The sequence below is a fragment of the Streptomyces sp. NPDC058001 genome (assembly GCF_042886315.1).
In the GTDB taxonomy this organism is placed as follows: Bacteria; Actinomycetota; Actinomycetes; order Streptomycetales; family Streptomycetaceae; genus Streptomyces.
In genome coordinates, this window is sequence record NZ_JBHVQT010000009.1 from 293,548 (window position 1) to 317,744 (window position 24,197).

The following is a 24,197-nucleotide window of genomic DNA, read 5'->3' on the forward strand; positions in this document are numbered from 1 at the left end:
GAGGGATACGTCACGGCGCCTGCCAAGTCGTCCGGTCGGGGACAGGGAGGCAGGCGCCGCGCTGTGTTCCGTACGCCTTTGTACGGGACGTTTTTGAGGGACCGTCAGGGCGTGCCGTCAGGTCCGGTATGTGGTCAGACCGTCAGGGCGCGGTCCGTGGGGCGGATCGGGGCCGGCAGTTCGCTGGCACCGGTGAGGAAGCGGTCCACGCCGCGCGCCGCTGAGCGGCCCTCGGCGATGGCCCACACGATGAGGGACTGGCCACGGCCCGCGTCACCGGCGACGAAGACTCCGGGGACATTGGTGTGGAAGTCGGCGTCGCGGGCGATGTTCCCGCGCGCGTCCAGCTCCAGGCCGAACTGCGCGACCAGACCGTTCTCCTGGTCGGTGCCGGTGAAGCCCATGGCGAGGGTGACGAGTTGGGCGGGGATCTTCCGCTCGGTGCCCGGCTTCTGGGTGAGCTTGCCGTCGGTGAACTCGACCTCGATGAGGTGCAGGAACTGGACGTTGCCGTCCTCGTCGCCCTCGAAGTGGGTGGTCGACACGGAGTAGACCCGCTCGCCGCCCTCCTCGTGCGCCGATGTCACCTTGTAGAGCATCGGGAACGTCGGCCAGGGCTGGCCCGGCGCCCGGTCGTCGCCGGGGCGCGGCATGATCTCCAGCTGGGTGACCGAGGCGGCGCCCTGTCGGTGGGCGGTACCCACGCAGTCCGCGCCGGTGTCGCCGCCGCCGATGACGACGACATGCTTGCCCTGGGCGGTGAGCGGGGGCGCCACGTAGTCGCCCTCCTGCACCTTGTTGGCGAGCGGCAGATACTCCATCGCGAAGTGGATGCCGTTCAGATCGCGGCCCGGCACCGGCAGGTCACGCGAGACGGTGGCACCGGCCGCGACGACCACCGCGTCATAGCGCTTACGGAGCTTCGCGGCGTCCATGTCCCGGCCGATCTCCACGCCCGTACGGAACTTGGTGCCCTCCGAGCGCATCTGCTCGATCCGCCGGTTGATGTGCCGCTTCTCCATCTTGAACTCGGGGATGCCGTACCGCAGCAGCCCGCCGATGCGGTCGGCGCGCTCGTACACGGCGACGGTGTGGCCGGCCCGTGTGAGCTGCTGGGCGGCGGCGAGCCCCGCGGGGCCCGAGCCGACCACGGCGACCGTCTTGCCGGACAGCCGCTCGGGGGCCTGCGCGGCGACGCTGCCGCCCTCCCACGCCTTGTCGATGATGGCGACCTCGACGTTCTTGATGGTCACAGCCGGCTGGTTGATGCCGAGGACGCACGCCGACTCGCAGGGAGCGGGGCACAGCCGCCCGGTGAACTCGGGGAAGTTGTTGGTGGCGTGCAGCCGCTCGGACGCGGCGCTCCAGTCCTCGCGGTACGCGAAGTCGTTCCACTCGGGGATCAGGTTCCCCAGCGGACAGCCGTTGTGGCAGAACGGGATGCCGCAGTCCATGCAGCGGCCGGCCTGCTTGCTGATGATCGGCAGCAGGGAGCCGGGGACGTAGACCTCGTTCCAGTCGCGCAGGCGCTCGTCGACCGGGCGGGTCCTGGCGACCTCACGGCCGTGGTTCAGGAAGCCCTTGGGATCAGCCATTGGTCGCCGCCTCCATCATCTTCTCGGTGATCTCGGACTCGGAGAGTCCGGCTCGCTCGGCGGCGTCCTTGGCGGCGAGCACGGCCTTGTACGTACTGGGGATGATCTTGGTGAAGCGGTCCACCGCGGTGTCCCACTCGGCGAGGAGCTTCTCGGCGACCGTGGAGCCGGTCTCCTCCTGGTGGCGGCGCACCACTTCGTGCAGCCACTGCTTGTCGGTGTCGTCCAGGGCCTCGATCGCGGTGAGGTTCCCGGCGTTGACGTTGTCCCGGTCGAGGTCGACGACATAGGCGATACCGCCGGACATGCCGGCCGCGAAGTTGCGTCCCGTCTCGCCCAGTACGACGGCGTGGCCGCCGGTCATGTACTCGCAGCCGTGGTCGCCCACACCTTCCGCGACGACGGTGGCACCGGAGTTGCGGACGCAGAACCGCTCACCGGTCCGGCCGCGCAGATACAGCTCACCGCCGGTCGCTCCGTACGCGATGGTGTTGCCCGCGATGGTGGAGAACTCGGCGAGGTGGTCGGCGCCCCGGTCCGGGCGGACGACGATCCGGCCGCCGGAGAGGCCCTTGCCGACGTAGTCGTTGGCGTCGCCCTCCAGGCGCAGGGTCACCCCGCGCGGCACGAACGCGCCGAACGACTGGCCCGCTGAGCCGGTGAAGGTGATGTCGATGGTGTCGTCGGGCAGACCGGCGCCGCCGAACTTCTTCGTCACCTCGTGGCCGAGCATGGTGCCGACGGTGCGGTTGATGTTGCGGATGGCGACCTGGGCGCGTACGGGCTGCGCGTCGGACTGGGCGTTCGCGGCGAGCGCGTCGGCGGCGAGCTTGATCAGCTCGTTGTCGAGCGCCTTCTCCAGGCCGTGGTCCTGCGCGATGACCTGGTGGCGTACGGCGCCCTCGGGCAGCGCGGGGACGTGGAACAGCGGCGCCAGGTCGAGGCCCTGGGCCTTCCAGTGGTCGACGGCGCGGGCGACATCGAGGTGCTCGGCGTGCCCGACGGCCTCCTGAAGGGTGCGGAAGCCCAGCTCGGCGAGGATCTCGCGGACCTCTTCGGCGATGAACTCGAAGAAGTTCACGATGAACTCGGCCTTGCCGGAGAACCGTTCCCGCAGTATCGGGTTCTGTGTGGCGATGCCGACCGGGCAGGTGTCGAGGTGGCAGACGCGCATCATGACGCAGCCGGAGACGACGAGCGGCGCGGTCGCGAAGCCGAACTCCTCGGCGCCGAGCAGCGCGGCGATGACGACGTCACGGCCGGTCTTGAGCTGGCCGTCGGTCTGTACGACGATCCGGTCCCGCAACCCGTTGAGCAGCAGGGTCTGCTGGGTCTCGGCGAGGCCCAGCTCCCAGGGGCCGCCCGCGTGCTTCAGCGAGGTGAGCGGCGACGCGCCCGTACCGCCGTCGTGGCCGGAGATGAGGACGACGTCCGCGTGGGCCTTGGAGACGCCAGCGGCGACCGTGCCGACGCCGACCTCGGAGACCAGCTTGACGTGGATCCGGGCCTGCGGGTTGGCGTTCTTCAGGTCGTGGATCAGCTGGGCGAGGTCTTCGATGGAGTAGATGTCGTGGTGCGGCGGCGGCGAGATCAGGCCCACGCCGGGCGTGGAGTGCCGGGTCTTGGCGACCCACGGGTACACCTTGTGGCCGGGCAGCTGGCCGCCCTCGCCGGGCTTGGCGCCCTGGGCCATCTTGATCTGGATGTCGTCGGCGTTGACCAGGTACTCGGACGTGACGCCGAAGCGGCCGGAGGCGACCTGCTTGATGCTGGAGCGGCGCGCCGGGTCGTAGAGCCGGTCGGCGTCCTCGCCACCCTCGCCGGTGTTGGACTTGGCACCGAGCTGGTTCATCGCGATGGCGAGGGTCTCGTGGGCCTCGCGCGAGATGGAGCCGTACGACATGGCGCCGGTGGAGAACCGCTTGACGATCTCGGAGACCGACTCGACCTCGTCCAGCGGGACCGGCTGCCGGCCACGGGCGAAGCCGAACAGGCCGCGCAGGGTCATCAGCCGCTCGGACTGCTCGTTCACGCGGCCGGTGTACTGCTTGAAGATGTCGTAGCGGCGGCTGCGCGTGGCGTGCTGGAGCCGGAAGACGGTCTCCGGGTCGAAGAGGTGCGGCTCGCCCTCGCGGCGCCACTGGTACTCGCCGCCGATGTCGAGGGCGCGGTGCGCGGGCGCGATACCGGACGCCGGGTACGCCTTGGCGTGCCGGGCGGCGACCTCGCGGGCGATGACGTCGATGCCGACGCCGCCGATCTTCGTGGTGGTGCCGTTGAAGTACTTCTCGACGAAGCCCTCGTCGAGTCCGACGGCCTCGAAGACCTGGGCGCCGCGGTAGGACGCGACGGTGGAGATGCCCATCTTGGACATGACCTTGAGTACGCCCTTGCCGAGGGCGTGGATCAGGTTGCGGATGGCGGTCTCGGACTCGGTGCCGGGCAGGAAGGTGCCCGCCCGGACCAGGTCCTCGACGGACTCCATCGCGAGGTACGGGTTGACGGCGGCGGCGCCGAAACCGATGAGCAGCGCGACATGGTGGACCTCGCGGACGTCGCCCGCCTCCACCACCAGGCCCACATGGGTGCGCTGCTTGGTCCGGATGAGGTGATGGTGCACGGCGGCGGTGAGCAGCAGCGACGGAATCGGCGCGTGCTCGGCGTCGGAGTGCCGGTCGGAGAGCACGACGAGCCGGGCGCCGGCCTCGATGGCCGCGTCGGCCTCGCCGCAGATCTCCTCGATCCGGGCGGCGAGCGACGCGCCGCCGCCGGAGACCCGGTAGAGGCCGGAGAGGGTCACGGCCTTCATGCCCGGCATGTCGCCGTCGGCGTTGATGTGGATGAGCTTGGCCAGCTCGTCGTTGTCGATCACCGGGAACGGCAGCGTGACGCTGCGGCAGGACGCGGCGGAGGGTTCCAGGAGGTTGCCCTGCGGGCCCAGCGAGGACCGCAGCGAGGTGACGAGTTCCTCGCGGATGGCGTCCAGCGGCGGGTTGGTGACCTGCGCGAAGAGCTGGGTGAAGTAGTCGAACAGCAGCCGGGGGCGGGTGGACAGGGCCGCGATCGGGGTGTCCGTACCCATCGAGCCGATCGGTTCGGCGCCGGCCTTGGCCATCGGCGCGACGAGGACCCGCAGCTCTTCCTCGGTGTAGCCGAAGGTCTGCTGGCGGCGGGTGACCGAGGCGTGGGTGTGCACGATGTGCTCGCGCTCGGGCAGGTCCTCCAGCTCGATCTCGCCGGCTTCCAGCCATTCGCGGTACGGCTGTTCGGCGGCGAGTCCTTCCTTGATCTCGTCGTCCTCGATGATGCGGTGCTCGACGGTGTCGACGAGGAACATCCGGCCCGGCTGGAGGCGGCCCTTGCGGACGACCTTGGCGGGGTCGATGTCGAGGACGCCGACCTCGGAGCCGAGGACGACGAGGCCGTCGTCGGTGACCCAGTAGCGTCCCGGGCGCAGTCCGTTGCGGTCGAGGACGGCGCCGACCTGGGTGCCGTCGGTGAAGGTGACGCAGGCGGGCCCGTCCCAGGGCTCCATCAGCGTGGCGTGGAACTGGTAGAAGGCGCGGCGGGCCGGGTCCATGGAGGCGTGGTTCTCCCATGCCTCGGGGATCATCATCAGCACGCTGTGCGGCAGGGAGCGTCCGCCGAGGTGGAGCAGTTCCAGGACCTCGTCGAAGGTGGCCGAGTCGGACGCGTCGGGCGTACAGACGGGGAAGGTCCGCGCCAGGGCGTCCTGGGGGCCGAACAGGTCGGAGGCGAGCTGCGACTCGCGGGCCCGCATCCAGTTCCGGTTGCCCTTGACGGTGTTGATCTCACCGTTGTGCGCGACGAAGCGGTACGGGTGGGCGAGCGGCCAGCTCGGGAAGGTGTTCGTGGAGAACCGGGAGTGCACCAGGGCGATGGCACTGGCGAAGCGGCGGTCCGACAGGTCGGGGAAGAAGGGCTCCAGCTGGCCGGTGGTCAGCATGCCCTTGTAGACGAGGGTCCGCGCGGACAGCGAGGGGAAGTACACCCCGGCCTCACGCTCGGCGCGCTTACGCAGCACGAAGACCTTGCGGTCGAGGTCGATGCCGGTGCTGCGGCCGTCGGTGACGAAGAGCTGCCGGAAGGCGGGCATGGTGGAACGGGCCGTGGCGCCGAGGAGTCCGGGGGCGACGGGGACCTCACGCCAGCCGAGGACCGTCAGCTCTTCATCGGCGGCCAGCGTCTCGATGCGTGAGACGGCGTCCTCGGTGCCGTGCGGCGGCAGGAACGCGGTGCCCACGGCGTACGCGCCGGCCTCGGGCAGCTCGAATCCGGCCACCTCGCGGAGGAACGCGTCGGGGACCTGGGAGAGGATTCCGGCGCCGTCGCCGGAGTCGGGTTCGGAGCCGGTGGCGCCACGGTGCTCCAGGTTCCGCAGAACCGTGAGCCCCTGCTCGACCAGCGTGTGGCTCGCCTCGCCGGTGAGGGTGGCCACGAAGCCGACGCCGCAGGCGTCGTGCTCGTTGCGCGGGTCGTACATCCCCTGCGCGGCAGGGCGAGCATCCATGTGTGACCAGTTCTGGCCGCTCATGGAGTGCTGGGACGGCTGGCGCGGCGTACGCATCGGCTCTCCCGTCGTCGTCGGTGGCATATAGCAGGTGCCGAGGGACGACGTTGGCCCTCTGCGAGAAATTTCGTGCAGGTTACATGATGGAATGTTTCTCGAAAAGTGGATACTTCATTCCAGCATGCGGACACTGCTGGTGCGGTGTCAGAGCGATGGCAGTGCGGTGGTGGCGCCGCGTGGGTGACGGCTGAGGCCCGGACTTCTGGTGACGTCTGGGGACCATGGCGGACAGATCGATGACCGCCGGTCCGGTACTGCGAGGGATGCTGCGGGGTGTATTGCGAGAGGTACTGCGACATGTACGTACGAGATGTACTGCGAGAGGTACTGCGAGATGACGGAGCAGGCGTCATTGCCCGCGGCGCTTACGGCTCATGCCCCGCCGTCAAGGAATCGAAACCGCCACGTAACGGCTAGCTATGCGGTCCCTTGCATAGGTGCGCGATCGGAGGGCGGCGGGGGTCACCCTAGCGCCGTACCGAACAGTGTGCCCAGGGCGTACGTCACACCGGCCGCCGCGCCGCCCAGGGCGAGCTGCCGCAGACCGCTGTACCACCAGGATCGCGCCGTCACCTTGGCCACGACGGCACCGCACGCGAAGAGTCCGACGAAGGCGAGCAGTACGGCGGGCCACAGGCTGGTCGCGCCCAGCAGATAGGGCAGGACCGGGAGCACGGCACCCAGCGCGAAGGAGCCGAAGGACGACACGGCGGCCACGGTCGGCGAGGGCAGATCGCCGGGGTCGATACCCAGTTCCTCGCGCGCGTGGATTTCCAGCGCCTGTTCCGGGTCCTTGGAAAGCTGCCGGGCGACCTCACCGGCCAGCTCGGGATCGACACCCCGCGCCACGTACAGCGCGGCGAGTTCCTCCTCCTCGTCCTGGGGGTGCTTGCGCAGCTCACGGCGCTCGACGGCCAGCTCGGCCTCGACGAGTTCACGCTGCGAGGCGACGGAGGTGTACTCGCCGGCGGCCATCGAGAAGGCACCGGCGGCCAGCCCGGCGAGGCCGGTGATGACGACGGTCTGCTGCGCGACGGCTCCGCCGGCCACACCGGTGATCAGGGCGAGGTTGGACACCAGTCCGTCCATGGCGCCGAAGACGGCCGGACGCAGCCAGCCCCCGTTGACATCGCGGTGCGTGTGATTGTCGCGATGCGCCTCGTGCAGGCTCGCCTCGGTGTCGATGATCGCCATGGTCGCCGTACTCCTCTCCCCACGGAAACGGGCACCCCGAAGCGACGCTCCACGGGCTACCGCTCCCCCTTGAACACCGTCGAACCTACGCACGAAAAACGCCTCCCGCCAGCAAGGAAGGCCGTACTTACCTAGGGAAATGGGCGCCGTGAGGGACCGGTTCGACAGGGTGCGGCAAGGGTGCGGCCCGTTGGTTCCGTCACGGTGTCGCTCATTCGAAGAGAGGGCCGCACATATGTCGAAGGGGTGACACTCGCCCCGCCGAGGTCCAGTGAGAGCGCAATGTGGGACAGATCCATGAAGCAGACCCAGCCTCGGAGAGGCGGCACTTCCATGGCGTCCCCTGCCCGCATTCCCCTACTCCCGCCGCCGCCCCCCGGCGGCCGGCGCGAACGGGCCCGCGGCGCGCTCCTCGGCCTCGCCGTCGGCGACGCCCTCGGCGCACCCGCCGAGAACATGCGACCGTCACAGATCCGCGCCCGCTGGGGCCGTATCACCGGATACGTGGTGGACAGCCCGGCCGGCACCGACGACACCGAGTACGCGATCTTCTCGGGCCTGCTGCTCGCCCGGCACGGCTCCGCACTCACCGTGGCCCATGTCGAGGCGGCCTGGCACCAGTGGATCGCGGACCTGGACGAGGGCCCGTTCCGGGGCGCGGGCTTCAGCGAACGCGGCACCCTGGAGAATCTGCGGCGCGGTCTCGCCGCCCCGATCTCGGCACAGCACCGGCACGCGTGGAGCGACGGACTCGCGATGCGGGCGGCGCCCTTCGGCGTCTTCGCGGCGGGCCGCCCCGCCGAGGCCGCCCGGCTCGTCGCCATCGACGGCACGGTCAGTCACGACGGCGAGGGCATCTACGGCGGCCAGGCGGTGGCCGCCGGAGTCGCGGCGGCGATGGCGGGCGCGCCGACGGTCTCGGTGGTCGCGGCGGCGCTGTCGGTCATCCCCGAGGACTGCTGGACCGCCCGCTCACTGCGCCGCGCGGTCACGGTCGCGCACCTCGGGGAGCGGGCGGTGCGGTCGGCGGTGGTGATCGGCGGCTACCCGTGGACGGACCTCGCACCGGAGGCGGTCGGTCTGGCCTTCGGCGCGTACGCCGCCGCCGACGGCGACTTCACCGAGGCGGTGCTGACGGCGGTCAACATGGGTCGCGACGCCGACACCACGGCGGCCGTGGCCGGCGCGCTCGCGGGCGCGACCCGCGGCGTCGCGGCGATCCCACCCGACTGGACCACCCCCATCGGCCCGTGCCGGGGCAGTTGTCTCCCGTCGATGAAGGGCCACCACGTCCTGGACATCGCGGATCTCCTGACCCCGGACGAGGACGTCCCCGAGTGCCGTATCGCCCGCCACGGGGTGATCGCGTGAGCCCCGCGTATGTGGCCTCCGGTCAGGGAGACCCGGAGGGCCAGGTGGACCCGCGCGCCGGGGGCACCGAATCCCCCACCGGCGAATCGACCCACGACACGGCGACAAGCGCCACCCGCGCCACGACGGACGGGGGGACTGCCGTGGACACGGGTACGGGGACTGCCGTCGACACGGGCGCGGGGACTGCCGCAGTCACCACCCACCACACCGCCGCAGGCACCGCCGTCCACACAACCTTGGCTACCCCCCACATCACAGTCCGCGCCCCCGCTACCCCCCCGACAGCGCCCCCCACACCCCGCCCGCCCCGCCGTATCGAAGGGCTGCTCATCGGTCTCGCCGCCGGGGACGCCGCCGGATGGCCCGCCGCGCGGCATCGGGCCGCGCGGATGCCCGAGTGGACCCGGCGTCTCACCCGGGAGCTGGACACCTTCGCCGAGCAGAACGCGACCACGACCCTGCCCGTACCGATCGCGCTCAACCAGCCGCCGGAACCCCTCCGCCTCGGCCCGTCCGACGACGCCGAGTGGGCGGTGTTCACGGCGGAGGCCGTTCTGCGCGCCGCCGACGCCGGGTCGCTCGACGACCTGAGCCGAAGTCGCCGTACCCGCTCCGCGCTCGATCTGTCCTGGACCCGCCTCGCCGCCGAGATCGCCGCCGCGGCGGACCGCGCCCCCGAGGTCGAGTCGGCCGTACTCCCCCTGCGCGCCCGGATTTCGGTCCGTGCGGGACTCGGCAATCTCGCCGCCGGACTGCGCCCGCCCGCCACCGGCCACGACAATCCGCACTACTTCGACGACGCCGCCTGCGTACGGGCCTGTGTGCTCGCCGTGGTCCACCCGGGCGACCCCGAACAGGCCGCGGAACTCGCCGAGTTCGACGCCCGGTACACCCAGGACGGTGACGGTGTGCACGGCGCCCGCGCGATGGCCGCCGCCGTCGCGGTCGCGCTCGGCGGCGGGGACGTCGACGCCTGTGTGAGCGCGGCGCTCGCCCAGCTCCCCGAGCCCACCGAGATCGGCCGCAACGCCCGGCACGCGATCCGGCTCGCCCGCGACACGGACGGCGCCTTCGCCCTCGTACCGCTCCTCGAACACCAAATCGTGGACCACGTCTACAGCTACGGCATCGCCGCCGCCGAGACCGTCCCGGTCGCCCTCGCGCTCGCCATCGCCGCGCGTGGCCGTATCGCCGAGGCCGTGCCCGCCGCGGCCTGTCTGTCGCGAGTCGCGGACTCCGCGCCGGCCCTCGCGGGCGCGCTCACCGGCGCGCTCGGCGGTGGCGACGCGCTGCCCGCCACCTGGCGCGCCGCGTGCCGCACCCTGTCGGGCTGTGCGCTCCCCCGTCTGACGGGTACGGACCTCGTGGAGCTGGCCGACCATCTCACCGCCACCGAACCGACCACGCCAGGAGGCTGATCCGGACATGACGCTCGCAGACACCGAAAGGGACATCGCAGGGGACACCGGGACGGATACCGGGGCAGAGACCGGAACCGCCGCCGGAATCCCTCACCGGGAGCCCGACCTCGCCGCCCGGGTGGCCGGCGCGCTCGCGGGCGCCGCGGTCGGCGACGCGCTCGGTGGCCCGGTCGAGGGCTGGACACCCGAGCAGATCACCGAACGGCACGGCGGCCGGGTGCGGGGCGTCGTCGGCCCCTGGTACGGCGACGACTGGCGCACCGCCCGGCCGATCGCCCCGTACCACAAGGGCGACGGGCATGTCACCGACGACACCTTGATGACGCACGCCCTGATCCGCGTGTACGGCAAGGTCCGCGACCACCTCGACGCGTATGCCGTCGCCGAGCATCTGGTGCCCGAGCTGATGACCAAGCCGGTCTGGATCCCGGAGCTGGAGGCCGAGGCGCTGCCGCTGCAACGGATCTTCCTCGCCGAGAAGTGGCTGGTGGCCCGGCTGCACTACGGGCATGTGGACCCGCGTGAGGCGGGCACCGGCAACATCGTCAACTGCGGCGCCGCGATGTACATGGCCCCCGTCGGCCTGGTCAACGCGGCCGATCCGCGCGGCGCCTACGCCGAGGCCCTCGACATGGCGGGCGCCCACCAGTCGTCGTACGGGCGGGAGGCGGCCGGTGTGTTCGCGGCGGCCGTCGCCGTCGCGTGCCGGCCGGGCGCGACGGCCGAGTCCGTGGTCGACGCCTGCCTCGGCCTCGCGAAGGACGGCACGCGGACCGCGATCGAGGCGGTCTGCGAAGTCGCCGCCCGCCACGACGAATTCGAGTCCGCGCTCGGTCCGCTGCGGGCCGCCGTCGCGCCGTACGACACGGTCGGACCCGACTACCGCGCGCCGGGACTCGGTGCCCGCCGACCGTCCCGGCTGCACGCGATCGAGGAGTTGCCGATCGCGCTCGGCATGCTCCTGGTGGCCTCCGGCGACTGCCGGCAGGCGGTGCTCGGCGCGGTCAACTACGGCCGGGACTGCGACTCGATCGCCACGATGGCGGGCGCGCTCGCGGGCGCCCTGGGCTCGCCGGTGCCCGAGGAGTGGACCGACACCGTGTGCACGGCCAGCCGCCTCGATCTGGACGGCCCGGCCAGGACGCTCACGGAGGTCACGTACGAGATCGCGGCCCGGGACCGGGAGCGGCACCAAACGCGCGACACGGAATTCGCCCGCCTGACCGCTTCGGACGTTTCCGCGGACCCGCGATGACCTCCCTCATGCGCCCGGCGGCGGACCCGCTGCGGCTCACCTGGGTGCAGCCCGAGGACCTGGTCGGGCACGAGCTGCGGCAGGCCGCGCAGGACGGCCGCGACGCCTCGGCGATCGCGGCCCGCTGGCGCGCGGCCGGCGGCCCGGCGGCGCCCGACCGGGCCGGCGCGTCCCCGGCGCCGGCGTCCCCCGAGCTGCAGGCACTGGCCGTCGAACTCCTAGACGCGCTGGACGCGTTGCCGTGTCCCTCGGCCGCCCACGAGCCCACCGACCTCGCCGAGATCAAGGCACTGTGCGCGCACTGGCCGGCCTCTCCGGCGACCCCGATGGGCGCCGTACCGGTGGCCCGGCTTGAGGCCGCCTGGCTCGGCCGGTCCGTCGGCTGTCTGCTCGGCAAACCGGTCGAGAAGTTGCCGCTGGCCGGGATCCGCGCACTCGCCGGGATCACCGGGAACTGGCCGCTGCGCACCTGGTTCACGGCACGCGGCGTCCCCGGGGACCTCGCCCGCGCCCACCCCTGGAACCGGCGCTCCGCCACGACCTCGCTCGCCGAGAACATCGACGGCATGCCCGAGGACGACGACCTCAACTACCCGCTCCTGAACCTGCTGTTGCTGCGCCGCCACGGCCCCGGATTCAGTACCGCGGACGTGGCCCGGCTCTGGCTGGACGAACTCCCCGCGGGCCGGACGTTCACCGCCGAGCGGATCGCGTACCGCAATCTCCTCGACGGGGTCGAGCCACCGGACACGGCCCGGCGCCGCAATCCGTTCCGGGAGTGGATCGGCGCGCTGATCCGCGCCGATCTGCACGGCTGGACCCATCCGGGCGACCCGGGTGCCGCCGCCGCGCAGGCCCACCGCGACGCGACCCTGACCCACACCGCGAACGGCGTGTACGGGGCGATGTTCACGGCCGCCGTCATCGCCACGGCGGCGGGCGGGCCGGCCACCGGCACGGCGGGACGCTCCTCGGCCGACGTGCACGCCTGTCTGCGGGCCGGGCTCGCCGTCGTGCCGCCGGAGTCACGGCTCGCGCGCGCGGTACGGCAGGGCATTCGGCTGGCCCGGCAGGAACGCGACTTCGACACGGTCGTGGACCAGCTGCACACCGTGTACGGCGACCACCACTGGGTGCACGTCCTGCCCAACGCCGCCCTGGTCGCCGCCGCCCTCACCCATGCCGACGGCGACTTCGGCGGGTCCATCTGCCGTGCGGTGTCGGGGGGTTGGGACACCGACTCGAACGGCGCGACGGCCGGTTCGATCGCCGGTCTCATCGCCGGTCACCCGGACGCGCTGCCGTCCCGCTGGACGGCGCCGCTGAAGAACCGGCTCGCCACCTCGGTCGCGGACTTCGACGGCATCGGCTTCGACGCGCTGGCCGCCCTCACCCACGAACTCACGGTGGCACGGCCCGTGACACCCGCCGCCGACGCACGGACAGGAACCGACACCTGATGACCGACCCGACGAAAACGCCCCGTCCCTCGCCCCTCTCCGGACTGCGCGTCCTCGATCTCGCGACCCTCTTCGCCGGACCGCTGGCCGCGACGATGCTCGGGGACTTCGGCGCCGAGGTGATCAAGGTCGAGCATCCGCGCAGGCCCGACCCGTCCCGGGGCCACGGTCCCGCGAAGGACGGCGTGGGCCTGTGGTGGAAGCTCCTCGGCCGCAACAAACGGCCGATCACGCTCGACCTGTCGGCGCCCGGCGGACGCGCCACGCTGCTGCGCCTGGTCGCCGACGCGGATGTGGTGATCGAGAACTTCCGCCCGGGAACCCTGGAGAAATGGGACCTGGGCTGGGAGGAACTGTCGGCCGCGAACCCCCGGCTCGTGCTCGCGCGGGTCACCGGCTTCGGCCAGTTCGGGCCGTACGCCCGCCGCCCCGGGTTCGGGACGCTCGCCGAGGCGATGAGCGGCTTCGCCGCGGCGACCGGGGAGCCGGACGGGCCGCCGACGCTGCCACCCTTCGGGCTCGCCGACTCCATCGCGGGCCTCGCGACGGCGTACGCGGTGATGACGGCGCTCGCCGCCCGGGACCGTACCGGGCGCGGGCAGGTCGTGGACCTCGCGATCATCGAGCCGATCCTGCTGGCGATCGGCCCGCAGACCCTCTGGTACGACCAGCTCGGCCATGTGCAGCCCCGGACCGGCAACCGCTCCACGAACAACGCGCCGCGCAACCTCTACCGCACGGCGGACGGCGCCTGGGTCGCCGTGTCCACGTCGGCGCAGTCCGTCGCGGAGCGGGTGATGCGGCTGGTGGGGCGCCCGGACCTGGTCGACGAGCCATGGTTCGCGACGGGCGTCGAACGGGCCCGGCACGCGGACGTCCTGGACGCGGCGGTCGGCGACTGGATCGCCCTGCGCACCCGCGAGGAGGTGGTGGCGTCGTTCGAGAAGGCGGAGGCGGCGGTGGCGCCGATCCAGGACGTACGGGACGTCATGACGGACCCGCAGTACGGGGCCCTGGACACGGTCACCACCGTGGACGACCCGGAACTCGGCCCGCTGCGCATGCAGAACGTCCTCTTCCGCCTCTCCGAGACGCCCGGCGCGATCCACTGGGCGGGCCGGGCGCACGGCGCCGACACGGACGCGGTACTGACCGAGCTGGGCCTGACCGGCGCGGAGATCGGGGCGCTGCGCGCGGAAGGTGCCGTATGACGCCTCTGACCTGGCTCTACGTGCCTGGGGACCGGCCCGATGTGGTCACGAAGGCGCTGGTGGCGGGTGCGGATGTCGTGGTGATCGACCTGGAGGACGCGGTCGCCCCCGACCGCAAGGAGTACGCCCGAGCGGCCACTGCCGAGCGTCTGTCGGCGCCGCAGCCGCTGCCGGTGCATGTCCGGGTGAACCCGGTCGACGGGCCGTTGGCCTCGGCCGACGTGGCCGCGATGGCGGGTCTGGCGGGGGTGTCGGGGCTGCGGCTCCCGAAGGTGACCGGTCCTGTCCAGGTCCGGGGCGTGGCGCGGCAGTGCGCTCCCCGTGCGGATTTCGGCACCGGCGAGTGCTGCGCCCCGGGCGACGGCGGGGACATCACGGAGGTGCCGGCGCTGCATCCCCTGCTGGAATCGGCCCTGGGCATCGAGCACGCCTTCGCCATCGCGGAGGCCCATCCGTCGGTACGGGGCCTCGCGCTCGGCGAGGCGGATCTACGGGCCGACCTGGGCGTACGGGAGGACTCGGCGTTGGACTGGGCGCGGGGCCGGGTCATCGTCGCGGCCCGCGCGGCCGGGCTCGCGGCGCCCCCGCAGTCGGTGTTCCCCGATGTACGGGACCTGGACGGCCTGGCGGCCTCCTGTGCGCGGGGTCGTGCCCTGGGCTTCTTCGGCCGTATGGCGATCCACCCCCGCCAGCTCCCGGTGATCGAGAAAGCGTTCCTCCCCTCGGAGGAGGAGGTGACCCGAGCGAGGGAGGTCCTGGCAGCGGCCTCCCACCAGGAAGGCGCCCAAGCCCTCCCCAACGGCCACTTCATCGACGCGGCCATCGTCAGAGCAGCCCACCACACCCTGACGATGACCCAACAGACCGAGTAAGCACCCGGCGGGTGTTTCTTTCTTCTCCGCCACGACGGCGAGACGCCCCACGGCGCGTCCCGGCGATCACCGCCGGACAGGACCCACGGGGCTGAGCACCGCTGCGGCGGAAGAAAAGAGGCGACCGGCAAGGGAAGACGCTGCCTGCCGAAGACACGCCCCGGCACCCGCCCAGGACGCCACCCCACACCCACCGGGCGCTCTTCCCGCCGCGACGGCGAGACGCCCCACCGCGTGGCCCGGCGGTCACCGCCGGACAGGACTCACGGGGCTGAGCACCGCCGCGGCGGAACTGGTGAAAGGCACCTGTGCGTCCAACCCCACCCGGCGGGTGTCAGACCTTGTCGGCCTTGGGCTTTGGTTCTGTCGGGTCCGGGGCCGGGTCGTCCCCGGTTGCCTCGGCGGTGTCGACGGAGTCGACCGCCTCGGTGGATTCCTGGTCGGCCTGGCCGGAGGCCGCCGGTTCGACGATCTCTTCCCTGCCCGGACGGGACCTCGCCGAGAGGACGAAGTAGAGCACCGCGAGCAGGAAGACGCCGAGCGCGGTCCAGTTGTTGAGGCGCAGGCCCAGCACCTGGTGGGCCTCGTCGACCCGCATGTACTCGATCCAGAACCGCCCCGCGCAGTACGAGGCGACGTACAGCGCGAACGCCCGCCCGTGCCCGAGGTTGAACCGCCGGTCCGCCCAGATCACCAGGACCGCGACCCCGATGCACCACAGGGACTCGTACAGGAACGTCGGGTGGTAGGTCCCCGGCACTCGTCCGTCCGTCGTGGACGTGATCTTCACGGCCCAGGGCAGATCGGTCGCCTTGCCGTACAGCTCCTGGTTGAACCAGTTGCCCCAGCGTCCGATGGCCTGCGCGAGGGCGATACCGGGTGCGACCGCGTCGGCGTACGCGGGCAGCGGGATACCCCGCCGACGGCACCCGATCCAGGCACCGACCGCGCCGAGCGCGATGGCGCCCCAGATACCGAGGCCGCCCTCCCAGATCTTGAAGGCGTCCACCCAGTCACGACCGTCGCTGAAATACAGCTGATAGTCCGTGATCACGTGGTAGAGCCGGCCGCCGACCAGGCCGAAGGGCACGGCCCAGACGGCGATGTCGGCGATCGTGCCGGGCTGTCCGCCGCGGGCGACCCAGCGCTTGTTGCCGAGCCACACCGCCACGAAGACGCCGATGATGATGCAGAACGCGTAGCCGCGCAGCGGAATGGGACCGAGGTGCACCACACCGCGCGAGGGGCTGGGGATGAAGGCAAGTTCCATGGCAGGGTCGACGCTACCCTGCTGGACCGGACGGGCGACAACCCCCACGGCTACGGCTCCATAACAGGACCGCTGCGACAGGACCCCGCCACCGCCCGGTCCCCACCCCCTGTCCCGGCCACTTCCGGCCCCCCGCACGGCCCTACTTGTTCGCCGCGTCCACCATCTGTGTCAGCTTCTGGGGGGTCAGCGGATTCTGCTGGTCCGCGTAGACATTCTTGCCGTCGAGCAGGACCGTCGGGGTGCCCTGGAACTTGCCGGCCTGGAACGCCTTGTTGGACTGGGCGACCCAGCTGTTGTGCGTCCCGTCGTCCACGCACTTCTTGAAACTGTCCGTGACCAGGCCGTTCACCTTGCCGGCCAGCTCGATCAGCTTGCCGTTGTTCGCGAAGGCGTCGTCGGTCTCGGCGGGCTGGTTCTCGAAGAGCGTGTCGTGGTACTCGGGGAACTTGCCGACCTCCTGCGCGCACGCCGCCGCGTTCGCCGCGTGCAGCGAGCCGCTGCCGCCGAGATTGCCGTCGATGAGGGTCGCGAAGTGGTACTCGACCTTGAGCTTTCCGCTGCCGGTCAGCTCATGGATCGTCGAGCGGTACATGTCCTCGAACTGCTTGCAGACGGGGCAGCGGAAGTCCTCCCAGATCGTGAGGGTCGATTTGGCGCTGTCCTGGCCGACCGGAATGGCCAGCGAGTCCTTGCCGCTCGCCCCCTTGGGCGCGACGACCGGCCCCGATGTGTCGCTCTTGCTGCCGCCGGTGTTCGCGGCGATCACGCCGATAACGGCGGCCAGGGCGAGGACGCCGACGACGGCTCCGCCCACGATCAGGCCCCGGCGCCGCTTGTCCCGGCTCTTGTCGCGCTGTCGCTCGGCGGCCAGTCGCTCACGCGCAGTGCGCTTTCCCTCACGGTTCTTCTCACTCACACCCCGCCAACGAACCGGGGAGGCACCAGCGTGCCTCCCCGGTCCCAGGTCCACTCGGACGAGTTACGCGCCTCGTCGCACTCCCCGCGCGAGATCGCCCGCCAGCTCCCGCACCGCGTCGAGCCCCGCCGCGTCGTCGGGCGCGTCGAGCATCCGCTTGACGAAGGCCGAGCCGACGATGACGCCGTCCGCGAAGCCGGCGACCTCGGCGGCCTGGTCGGCGTTGGAGACGCCGAGGCCGACGCAGACCGGCAGGTCGGTGGTGGCGCGGGTGCGCCGCACCAGGTCCTGCGCCTGTGCGCCGACCGACGCACGGGTGCCCGTGACACCCATCAGGGACGCCGCGTAGACAAAGCCGGAACCGGCCGCCGTGATCTCCGCGAGCCGTGCGTCCTTGCTGCTGGGCGCGACCACGAAGACGGTGACGAGTCCGTGCTTCTCGGCGTGTTCGCGCCAGGTCGCGGACTCCTGGACGGGCAGGTCGGGCAGGATGCACCCGGCGCCGCCCGCCTCGGCCAGCTCGGTGGTGAACCGCTCGACGCCGTACCGGTCGATCGGGTTCCAGTACGTCATCACGAGGACCGGCTTCCCGGTGGCCTCGTGGGCCTCACGGACCGTACGCATCACGTCGGCGATCTTGAGGCCGCCGCGCAGCGCGATGTCGTCGGCGGTCTGGATGACGGGCCCGTCGAGCACCGGGTCGCTGTGCGGAAGGCCGACCTCGACGATGTCGGCGCCGCCGTCGAAGACCGCCTTGACCGCCTCGATGCCGCCGTCCACGGTGGGGAAACCGGCCGGGAGGTAGGCGATGAGGGCCGCGCGGTTCTCGGCCCTGGCCGCGGCGAGCGTGTCGCCGAGCAACTGTCCCTTGCCGCCGCCGGAAGGTGTCCCGGTCACTTCGCGTCCCCCTGGATCTCGGCGGCGCCGCCGTTCGCGTCCGCCTCGACGGCGGCGTCCGTGTCGTACAGGCCGAAGTAGCGCGCGGCGGTGTCCATGTCCTTGTCGCCGCGTCCGGAGAGGTTGACCACGATGAGTCCGTCCGGGCCCAGCTCGCGCCCGACCTCCAGGGCGCCCGCGAGCGCGTGGGCGCTCTCGATGGCCGGGATGATGCCCTCGGTACGGGACAGCAGCCGCAGCGCCTGCATGGCCGCGTCGTCGGTGACGGCCCGGTACTCGCCGCGCCCGGTGTCCTTCAGGTACGCGTGTTCGGGGCCGATGCCCGGGTAGTCGAGGCCCGCCGAGATCGAGTACGGCTCGGTGATCTGGCCCTCCTCGTCCTGGAGTACGTAGGACCGGGAGCCGTGCAGGATGCCGGGCTCGCCCGCGGTGAGGGTCGCCGCGTGCTCCCCGGTCTCGATGCCGTGTCCGGCGGGCTCGCAGCCGATGAGGCGTACGGCGGCGTCGGGGATGAAGGCGTGGAAGAGGCCGATGGCGTTGGATCCGCCGCCGACGCACGCGACGGCCGCGTCGGGCAGCCGCCCGGCCCGCTCCAGGATCTGCCGCCGCGCCTCGACGCCGATGACCCGGTGGAAGTCCCGGACCATGGCGGGGAAGGGGTGCGGACCCGCGACCGTCCCGAACAGGTAGTGCGTACGGTCCACATTGGCGACCCAGTCGCGGAACGCCTCGTTGATGGCGTCCTTGAGGGTGCGGGAGCCGGACTTCACGGCGATGACCTCGGCGCCGAGCATCCGCATCCGGGCGACGTTCAGCGCCTGCCGCTGTGTGTCGATCTCGCCCATGTAGATGGTGCATTCGAGGCCGAACAGTGCGCAGGCGGTGGCGGTGGCCACGCCGTGCTGTCCGGCGCCGGTCTCGGCGATCACCCGGGTCTTGCCCATGCGCCGGGTGAGCAGCGCCTGGCCGAGGACATTGTTGATCTTGTGTGAGCCGGTGTGGTTGAGGTCCTCGCGCTTGAGGAACACCCGTGCGCCACCGGCGTGTTCGGCGAACCGGCGCACTTCGGTGAGCGCGCTGGGCCGCCCGGTGTAGTGCACGAGCAGGTCTTCCAGCTCGGCGGCGAAGGCGGGGTCGGACTTGGCCTTGTCGTACTCGACGGCGACCTCGTCCACGGCGGCGACGAGCGCCTCGGGAATGAACTTCCCGCCGAAGGCACCGAAGTACCCCTCGGCGCTGGGCACGAGCCCGTCGGGATCGGGAATGAAGAACTCACTGGACATGCGGTACCTCACCGGGTGCGCGACGGCACCCTGGGTCTGGGTCTGACAGAGGTCATGGAGCGGTGCCGGGGCTCAGCCCCGGCACCGGCGCCATCGCCTGCCGTTGACCTGACCGGGCTCGTCCCCGATGACGTACCGCACCCGCCGCCCGTGCACGCGCCGCGCGGGCGCCCGGCAGCCGCGGGGGCGGCAACCGCGCGCGAGGCGGGACGCGATGGGCATGGTGGGGTCAGCTCCTGCCGTGCCGGAGTGCCGGGTGGGCGCCCGCCGCGACAAGGTCGGAGACGGCGGCCCGGGGGTCCTTGCCGGTGACCAGGGACTCGCCGACGAGTACGGCGTCGGCGCCCGCGTTGGCGTACGCGATCAGGTCGTGCGGCCCGCGGACACCGGACTCGGCGACCTTCACGATCTCGTCGGGGATCTCGGGGGCGACCCGCTCGAAGGTGGACCGGTCGACCTTGAGGGTCTTCAGGTCGCGCGCGTTGACTCCGATGACGCGCGCGCCCGCGTCGACGGCGCGCTCGGTCTCGTCCTCGTCGTGGACCTCGACGATCGGCGTGAGCCCGATGGACTGGGCGCGCTCGATGAGGGATTCCAGGGCGGGCTGGTCGAGGGCGGCGACGATCAGCAGGGCGAGGTCGGCGCCGTACGCGCGGGCCTCCCACAGCTGGTACGAGGTGACGATGAAGTCCTTGCGCAGGACGGGGATCTCGACCTTGGCGCGGACGGCCTCCAGGTCGGCGAGTGAGCCGCCGAACCTGCGCTGTTCGGTGAGGACGGAGATGACGGCGGCGCCGCCCGCCTCGTAGTCCGCGGCCAGGGCCGCCGGGTCGGCGATCGCGGCGAGGGCTCCCTTGGAGGGGCTGGACCGCTTGACCTCGCAGATGACCTTGACGCCTTCACCGCGCAGCGCGGCCACGCCGTCCTTCGCCCGGGGAGCCTTCGCGGCGCGCTCCTTGAGTTCGTCGAGGCTGACGTGCGCCTGTCGTTCCGCGAGGTCGGCACGGACTCCGTCGATGATCTCGTCGAGCACACTCACGCGAGCGGACCCCTTTCCCTGACGGTGAACTGGTGAAGCTGTCGACCGGCCGGCCCGAAAAGCGGTTCCGGTGGTCACAGCGATGATATCCGCAGCACGGGGCCTGCCTCGCATCCGGTGGCGCGCGGTCCCACTACCTGGACGTTCCCCTGGTGATCAAGGATGCAGCCAGCCACCGAACGGCAGGTTTCGGACAATGGTGAAGATCAGCACCAGCGCGCCGGCACTCCACAGCACCGCCGGGCGCGGCACGATCCTCAGTGGCTGTCCCCGGGCCGCCCGGACGGCCCAGACGACCCACAGGACGGCGAAGGCGACGTAGCCGATGACGGCGGGCGCGTTGGCGCCGAGCGCGGTCACCAGGTCGCCGTGGATGAAGGCGTGCGCGCTGCGCAGGCCGCCGCAGCCGGGGCAGTACAGGCCGGTGAGGCGCAGCAGGGGGCAGGCCGGGTAGTGGCCGGGCTGGTTGGGGTCGACGCTGCCGACGTATGCGAAGGCGGCGGCAACCGAGCCGAGCACCCCGACGGGCGTGAGCAGCCTCCGGAAGAGGTTGCCCTGGGGCGGGGCGGGGGCGAACGCGAGGTACCGGGCCGGTGGTGGCGGGGGCATCCGCGGTGGGCCTGGGGCCTGGGCGCTCTCGGGTTCGGCGGTCACCCGAGCATTCTGCCCCGCCCACGCACGGGGTGCGCGACGGGCGGGGGTACGGGTGCGCGTGCGGTCCGTGTGACCGGTTCCGTACGCGCGGGAGGCGGGCGCCGGCGTGCTGCCGGTGCCCGCCTCCGGTGCGGTCCGCGGGGTGTCGCGGGGTGTGCAGTGGGGTGTGCTGCCTCAGCTCTCGGAGCCGGCGGGAAGCTGCGGGCGGCGCTGGCCCAGGCCCGCCAGGCGCATGGCGCCGCCGACGATGCCACCGGCGGCGATGACCGCCATGCCCACCCAGAATCCGGCCGTGTTCGCCATGACCATGAAGGCACCCGCGACGCAGAAACCGATGAAGACGATGATGACACCGGTCCAGGCGGCCGGGGTGTGACCGTGGCTGCTGCCCGCCATGACTTGCTCCTCGTTGCTGTAAGCGTGGTTGCTGTATGCGTTTGGTGTGTGCGTGGTGAGCCGGACGCTCGTCGCCCATTGTCCCGTACGCGATCGCCGAGGGTGAGCGCGGGGTGGGACGGCAGCGCGCCGTCAGCCCGTGGGGTCCTCGCCGCGGTCGAGGGCCTTCCAGATGTCCTCGGGACGGTCGGGGTCGACGGTGGGAGCTTTACGGGGACGGGGGGTGCCGTCGCGCTCGTAGCGGCCCGACATGGCGGGCCAGCCGCTGCCGTACCGCAGGGCGAGCAGGCCCGCGACGAGGATCAGGGCGCCTCCGACCGCGGCGACGTAGGGCCAGGCGGTGTGGCTGAGGTCGCTGACGCCGGCCGCGCCACCGGACCACACCTCGGCGGCCTTCTCGTCCAGCGCGGCGCTGTCGCCCGCGCCGATCAGGGCGGCGGCGATCGTACCGGCGCCGCTGAGCGCGAGGAGCGCGGAGACCAGGAGACGGCCGGAGCGGCGGACGGCGAACACGGCGACCAGGGCGGCGAGGCCGACTATCGCGAGCGCCGCGGGGACGCCGGTGACGTCGCTGCCCTTGGCACTCACCGGGTAGGTACCGCCCGGCACGAACGCCGTGCCGGAGGCCCAGCCCTGCCGGGTCGCGAGCAGCGCGACGGCCGCGCCCACGGCACCGAGAAGGAGGGCGGCACCGAGACTCCGGCGCGCGCCTGTGCCTCCGGCGGTGGACCGGGTTCGGGCACCGGTTCTCGCACCGAGGGCGGCGTCGGCACCGGGGACGGAATGGGGCGGCACGGCAGAAGTCACCTCCCTACTATCCACCAGACCCCGAGACGGTAGGAGACCGGGGGCTGAGACAGTTCGGCACCGCCGGTCACCCCGGCGGGGGTTGAGCACCACTGCGGCGGAAAGAAAACCCGGCCTACGGCCAGGACCAGCCCGCCACGGCGGGGCGCCGCCCGCGCGGGGCCCGGCCTCGCCGGATTCCCTGCCCCGCCACAGCGGTTCAGCACCGCCGGTCACCCCGGCGCGGGTTGAGCACCGCCGCGGCGGAAAAGAAACTCCGGCCTGCGGCCAGGACCAGCCCGGTGGCCCGGCGGAGCCGGAAGGGTTCCGGTTCGCCGGGATTTCCTTTCCGCCGCAGCGGTGCTCGGCCCACGGCCTCCTGACCGGCGGTGCCGAGCAGGCGGATGCCTTGGGCCGACGCGGAGCGGTCGGCAGTGGGTCCGGTCCCGCCCCGCGCGCAGCGGCCCGCGGAGCGTCGGAAGGGGGCCGGTGCGCCTAAAGGTGGTTCGCTGTGTGGACCGCCCGCAGTACCGCCGCCGCCTTGTTGCGGCACTCCGTGTCCTCCGCCTGTGGGTTCGAGTCGGCGACGACCCCCGCTCCGGCCTGGACGTACGCCGTGCCGTCGCGGAGGAGGGCGGTGCGGATGGCGATGGCGGTGTCCGAGTCGCCGGCGAAGTCGAGGTACCCGACGCAGCCGCCGTACAGCCCCCGCCGGGACGGTTCGAGTTCGTCGATGATCTGCATCGCCCGTGGCTTCGGGGCGCCGGAGAGGGTGCCCGCGGGGAAGCAGGCGGTCAGGACGTCGTACGCCGTGCGGCCCTCGGTCACGCGGCCGGTGACCGTGGACACGATGTGCATCACGTGCGAGTACCGCTCGACGGACATGAAGTCGACGACCTCGACGGAGCCGGGCTCGCAGACGCGCCCCAGGTCATTGCGGCCGAGGTCGACCAGCATGAGGTGTTCGGCGCGCTCCTTGGGGTCCGCGAGGAGTTCCTCGGCGAGTGCCTGGTCCTCCTGCGGTGTCGCGCCCCGTGGTCGCGTACCGGCGATGGGGTGCACCATCGCGCGGCCGTCCTCGACCTTGACCAGGGCCTCGGGCGACGACCCGACGACATCGAAGCCGTCGAAGCGGAACAGGTACATGTACGGCGACGGGTTGGTGGCCCGCAGTACGCGGTAGACGTCGAGGGCGCTCGCCGTGCAGGGCGTCTCGAAGCGCTGCGAGGGCACGACCTGGAACGCCTCACCCGCGCGGATGCGTTCCTTGATGTCCTCGACCGCGACCTGGTAGTCCGGGCCGCCCCACAGGGCGGTGAACGGCGGCAGTTCGGACGGCGGGAGCGCGGCGGGCGGCTGGGCGACCGGCCGCGACAGGTCGGCCTCCATGGCGTCGAGCCGGGCGACCGCGTCCGCGTACGCCTCGTCGACGCCCGTGTCGAGGTCGTTGTGGTTGATGGCGTTGGCGATGAGCAGCACCGAGCCGTCCCAGTGGTCCAGGACGGCGAGGTCGGAGGTGAGCAGCATCGTCAGTTCGGGGAGCTTCAGGTCGTCGCGCTCACCGGGGCCGATCTTCTCCAGGCGGCGCACGATGTCGTACCCGAGATAGCCGACCATGCCACCGGTGAACGGGGGCATCCCGGAGGCCAGGTCGCGGGGGGTGTGCAGGGCCTCGACGGTGGCGCGCAGCGCGGCGAGCGGGTCACCGTCGACGGGGACGCCGACGGGCGGGGTGCCCAGCCAGTGTGCTTGGCCGTCACGCTCGGTGAGGGTGCCGGCGCTGCGGACGCCGACGAACGAGTACCGGGACCACGAACGGCCGTTCTCCGCCGACTCCAGCAGGAACGTGCCGGGGCGCTCGGCGGCGAGCTTGCGGTAGAGCCCGACGGGCGTGTCCCCGTCCGCGAGGAGTTTGCGGCTCACGGGGATCACACGGCGGTCGCCGGCCAGCTTGCGGAAGGTCTCCAGGTCCATGGCCGG

General features: G+C 72.0%; 19 protein-coding genes. 6 read left to right on the forward strand and 13 right to left on the reverse strand.

The window, feature by feature from the left end; genetic code table 11:
- Positions 1-134: 134 nt before the first annotated feature.
- From ACFVT5_RS24085 to ACFVT5_RS24095, 3 genes are all read right to left on the reverse strand, one after another.
- Positions 135-1,595 carry a glutamate synthase subunit beta gene (locus ACFVT5_RS24085; RefSeq protein WP_389891544.1) on the reverse strand — a complete coding sequence of 487 codons (1,461 nt, stop codon included), beginning with the start codon at positions 1,593-1,595 and terminating at the stop codon, positions 135-137.
- A complete protein-coding gene (gene gltB / locus ACFVT5_RS24090) occupies positions 1,588-6,099 on the reverse strand; it encodes a glutamate synthase large subunit (protein ID WP_389891954.1) in 4,512 nt (1,503 codons plus the stop codon). Before gltB ends, ACFVT5_RS24085 begins: the two co-directional genes overlap by 8 nt.
- 549 nt (positions 6,100-6,648) lie before the next feature.
- Entirely contained in the window at positions 6,649-7,380 is a 732-nt protein-coding gene (locus ACFVT5_RS24095) for a VIT1/CCC1 transporter family protein (protein ID WP_389891547.1), read from the reverse strand.
- Between the two features lie 333 nt (positions 7,381-7,713).
- On the opposite strand from ACFVT5_RS24095, the gene ACFVT5_RS24100 reads away from it, so the two are divergent.
- The 6 genes from ACFVT5_RS24100 (at position 7,714) to ACFVT5_RS24125 (ending at position 14,973) form a co-directional block, all read left to right on the forward strand.
- Positions 7,714-8,751: an ADP-ribosylglycohydrolase family protein gene (locus tag ACFVT5_RS24100; RefSeq protein WP_389891550.1), complete on the forward strand. Its 1,038-nt coding sequence runs from the start codon at positions 7,714-7,716 to the stop codon at positions 8,749-8,751.
- Between the two features lie 254 nt (positions 8,752-9,005).
- On the forward strand, positions 9,006-10,172 hold the full coding sequence (locus ACFVT5_RS24105; protein WP_389891957.1) for an ADP-ribosylglycohydrolase family protein: 1,167 nt from the start codon (positions 9,006-9,008) through the stop codon (positions 10,170-10,172).
- A 7-nt stretch (positions 10,173-10,179) separates the two neighbouring features.
- Positions 10,180-11,430, forward strand: coding sequence for an ADP-ribosylglycohydrolase family protein (locus tag ACFVT5_RS24110; RefSeq protein ID WP_389891553.1), 1,251 nt, complete (start codon positions 10,180-10,182; stop codon positions 11,428-11,430).
- A complete protein-coding gene (locus tag ACFVT5_RS24115) occupies positions 11,427-12,890 on the forward strand; it encodes an ADP-ribosylglycohydrolase family protein (protein ID WP_389891556.1) in 1,464 nt (487 codons plus the stop codon). Before ACFVT5_RS24110 ends, ACFVT5_RS24115 begins: the two co-directional genes overlap by 4 nt.
- Positions 12,890-14,101: a CaiB/BaiF CoA transferase family protein gene (locus ACFVT5_RS24120; RefSeq protein ID WP_389891559.1), complete on the forward strand. Its 1,212-nt coding sequence runs from the start codon at positions 12,890-12,892 to the stop codon at positions 14,099-14,101. The genes ACFVT5_RS24115 and ACFVT5_RS24120 overlap by 1 nt, the downstream gene beginning before the upstream one ends.
- The gene (locus ACFVT5_RS24125; protein WP_389891562.1) at positions 14,098-14,973 is read left to right on the forward strand and encodes an HpcH/HpaI aldolase/citrate lyase family protein; all 876 of its coding nucleotides are present in this window, start codon (positions 14,098-14,100) and stop codon (positions 14,971-14,973) included. The genes ACFVT5_RS24120 and ACFVT5_RS24125 overlap by 4 nt, the downstream gene beginning before the upstream one ends.
- Positions 14,974-15,307: 334 nt before the next feature.
- Here ACFVT5_RS24125 and lgt read toward each other — a convergent pair whose 3' ends face one another.
- The 10 genes from lgt to ACFVT5_RS24175 all read right to left on the reverse strand — a co-directional run bounded on the left by lgt (position 15,308) and on the right by ACFVT5_RS24175 (position 24,191).
- On the reverse strand, positions 15,308-16,243 hold the full coding sequence (lgt, locus tag ACFVT5_RS24130; RefSeq protein ID WP_389891565.1) for a prolipoprotein diacylglyceryl transferase: 936 nt from the start codon (positions 16,241-16,243) through the stop codon (positions 15,308-15,310).
- Positions 16,244-16,385: 142 nt separating this feature from the next.
- Positions 16,386-17,162 (reverse strand): DsbA family protein, encoded by a 777-nt coding sequence (locus ACFVT5_RS24135; RefSeq protein WP_389891568.1) that lies wholly within the window; start codon positions 17,160-17,162, stop codon positions 16,386-16,388.
- A 63-nt stretch (positions 17,163-17,225) separates the two neighbouring features.
- On the reverse strand, positions 17,226-18,059 hold the full coding sequence (gene trpA / locus ACFVT5_RS24140; protein WP_389891571.1) for a tryptophan synthase subunit alpha: 834 nt from the start codon (positions 18,057-18,059) through the stop codon (positions 17,226-17,228).
- Positions 18,056-19,342, reverse strand: coding sequence for a tryptophan synthase subunit beta (trpB, locus tag ACFVT5_RS24145; RefSeq protein ID WP_389891574.1), 1,287 nt, complete (start codon positions 19,340-19,342; stop codon positions 18,056-18,058). Before trpB ends, trpA begins: the two co-directional genes overlap by 4 nt.
- Before the next feature lie 72 nt (positions 19,343-19,414).
- The gene (gene trpM, locus ACFVT5_RS24150; RefSeq protein WP_389891577.1) at positions 19,415-19,564 is read right to left on the reverse strand and encodes a tryptophan biosynthesis modulator TrpM; all 150 of its coding nucleotides are present in this window, start codon (positions 19,562-19,564) and stop codon (positions 19,415-19,417) included.
- A 7-nt stretch (positions 19,565-19,571) separates the two neighbouring features.
- Positions 19,572-20,381, reverse strand: coding sequence for an indole-3-glycerol phosphate synthase TrpC (gene trpC, locus ACFVT5_RS24155; protein ID WP_389891580.1), 810 nt, complete (start codon positions 20,379-20,381; stop codon positions 19,572-19,574).
- Positions 20,382-20,537: 156 nt separating this feature from the next.
- Positions 20,538-20,990 (reverse strand): DUF2752 domain-containing protein, encoded by a 453-nt coding sequence (locus tag ACFVT5_RS24160; RefSeq protein WP_389891960.1) that lies wholly within the window; start codon positions 20,988-20,990, stop codon positions 20,538-20,540.
- A gap of 219 nt (positions 20,991-21,209) precedes the next feature.
- Positions 21,210-21,431 carry an HGxxPAAW family protein gene (locus ACFVT5_RS24165; RefSeq protein ID WP_389891583.1) on the reverse strand — a complete coding sequence of 74 codons (222 nt, stop codon included), beginning with the start codon at positions 21,429-21,431 and terminating at the stop codon, positions 21,210-21,212.
- Positions 21,432-21,563: 132 nt separating this feature from the next.
- On the reverse strand, positions 21,564-22,238 hold the full coding sequence (locus ACFVT5_RS24170) for a TIGR02234 family membrane protein (RefSeq protein WP_389891585.1): 675 nt from the start codon (positions 22,236-22,238) through the stop codon (positions 21,564-21,566).
- Between the two features lie 474 nt (positions 22,239-22,712).
- Positions 22,713-24,191: an anthranilate synthase component I gene (locus ACFVT5_RS24175; protein ID WP_389891588.1), complete on the reverse strand. Its 1,479-nt coding sequence runs from the start codon at positions 24,189-24,191 to the stop codon at positions 22,713-22,715.
- Positions 24,192-24,197 lie beyond the last annotated feature (6 nt).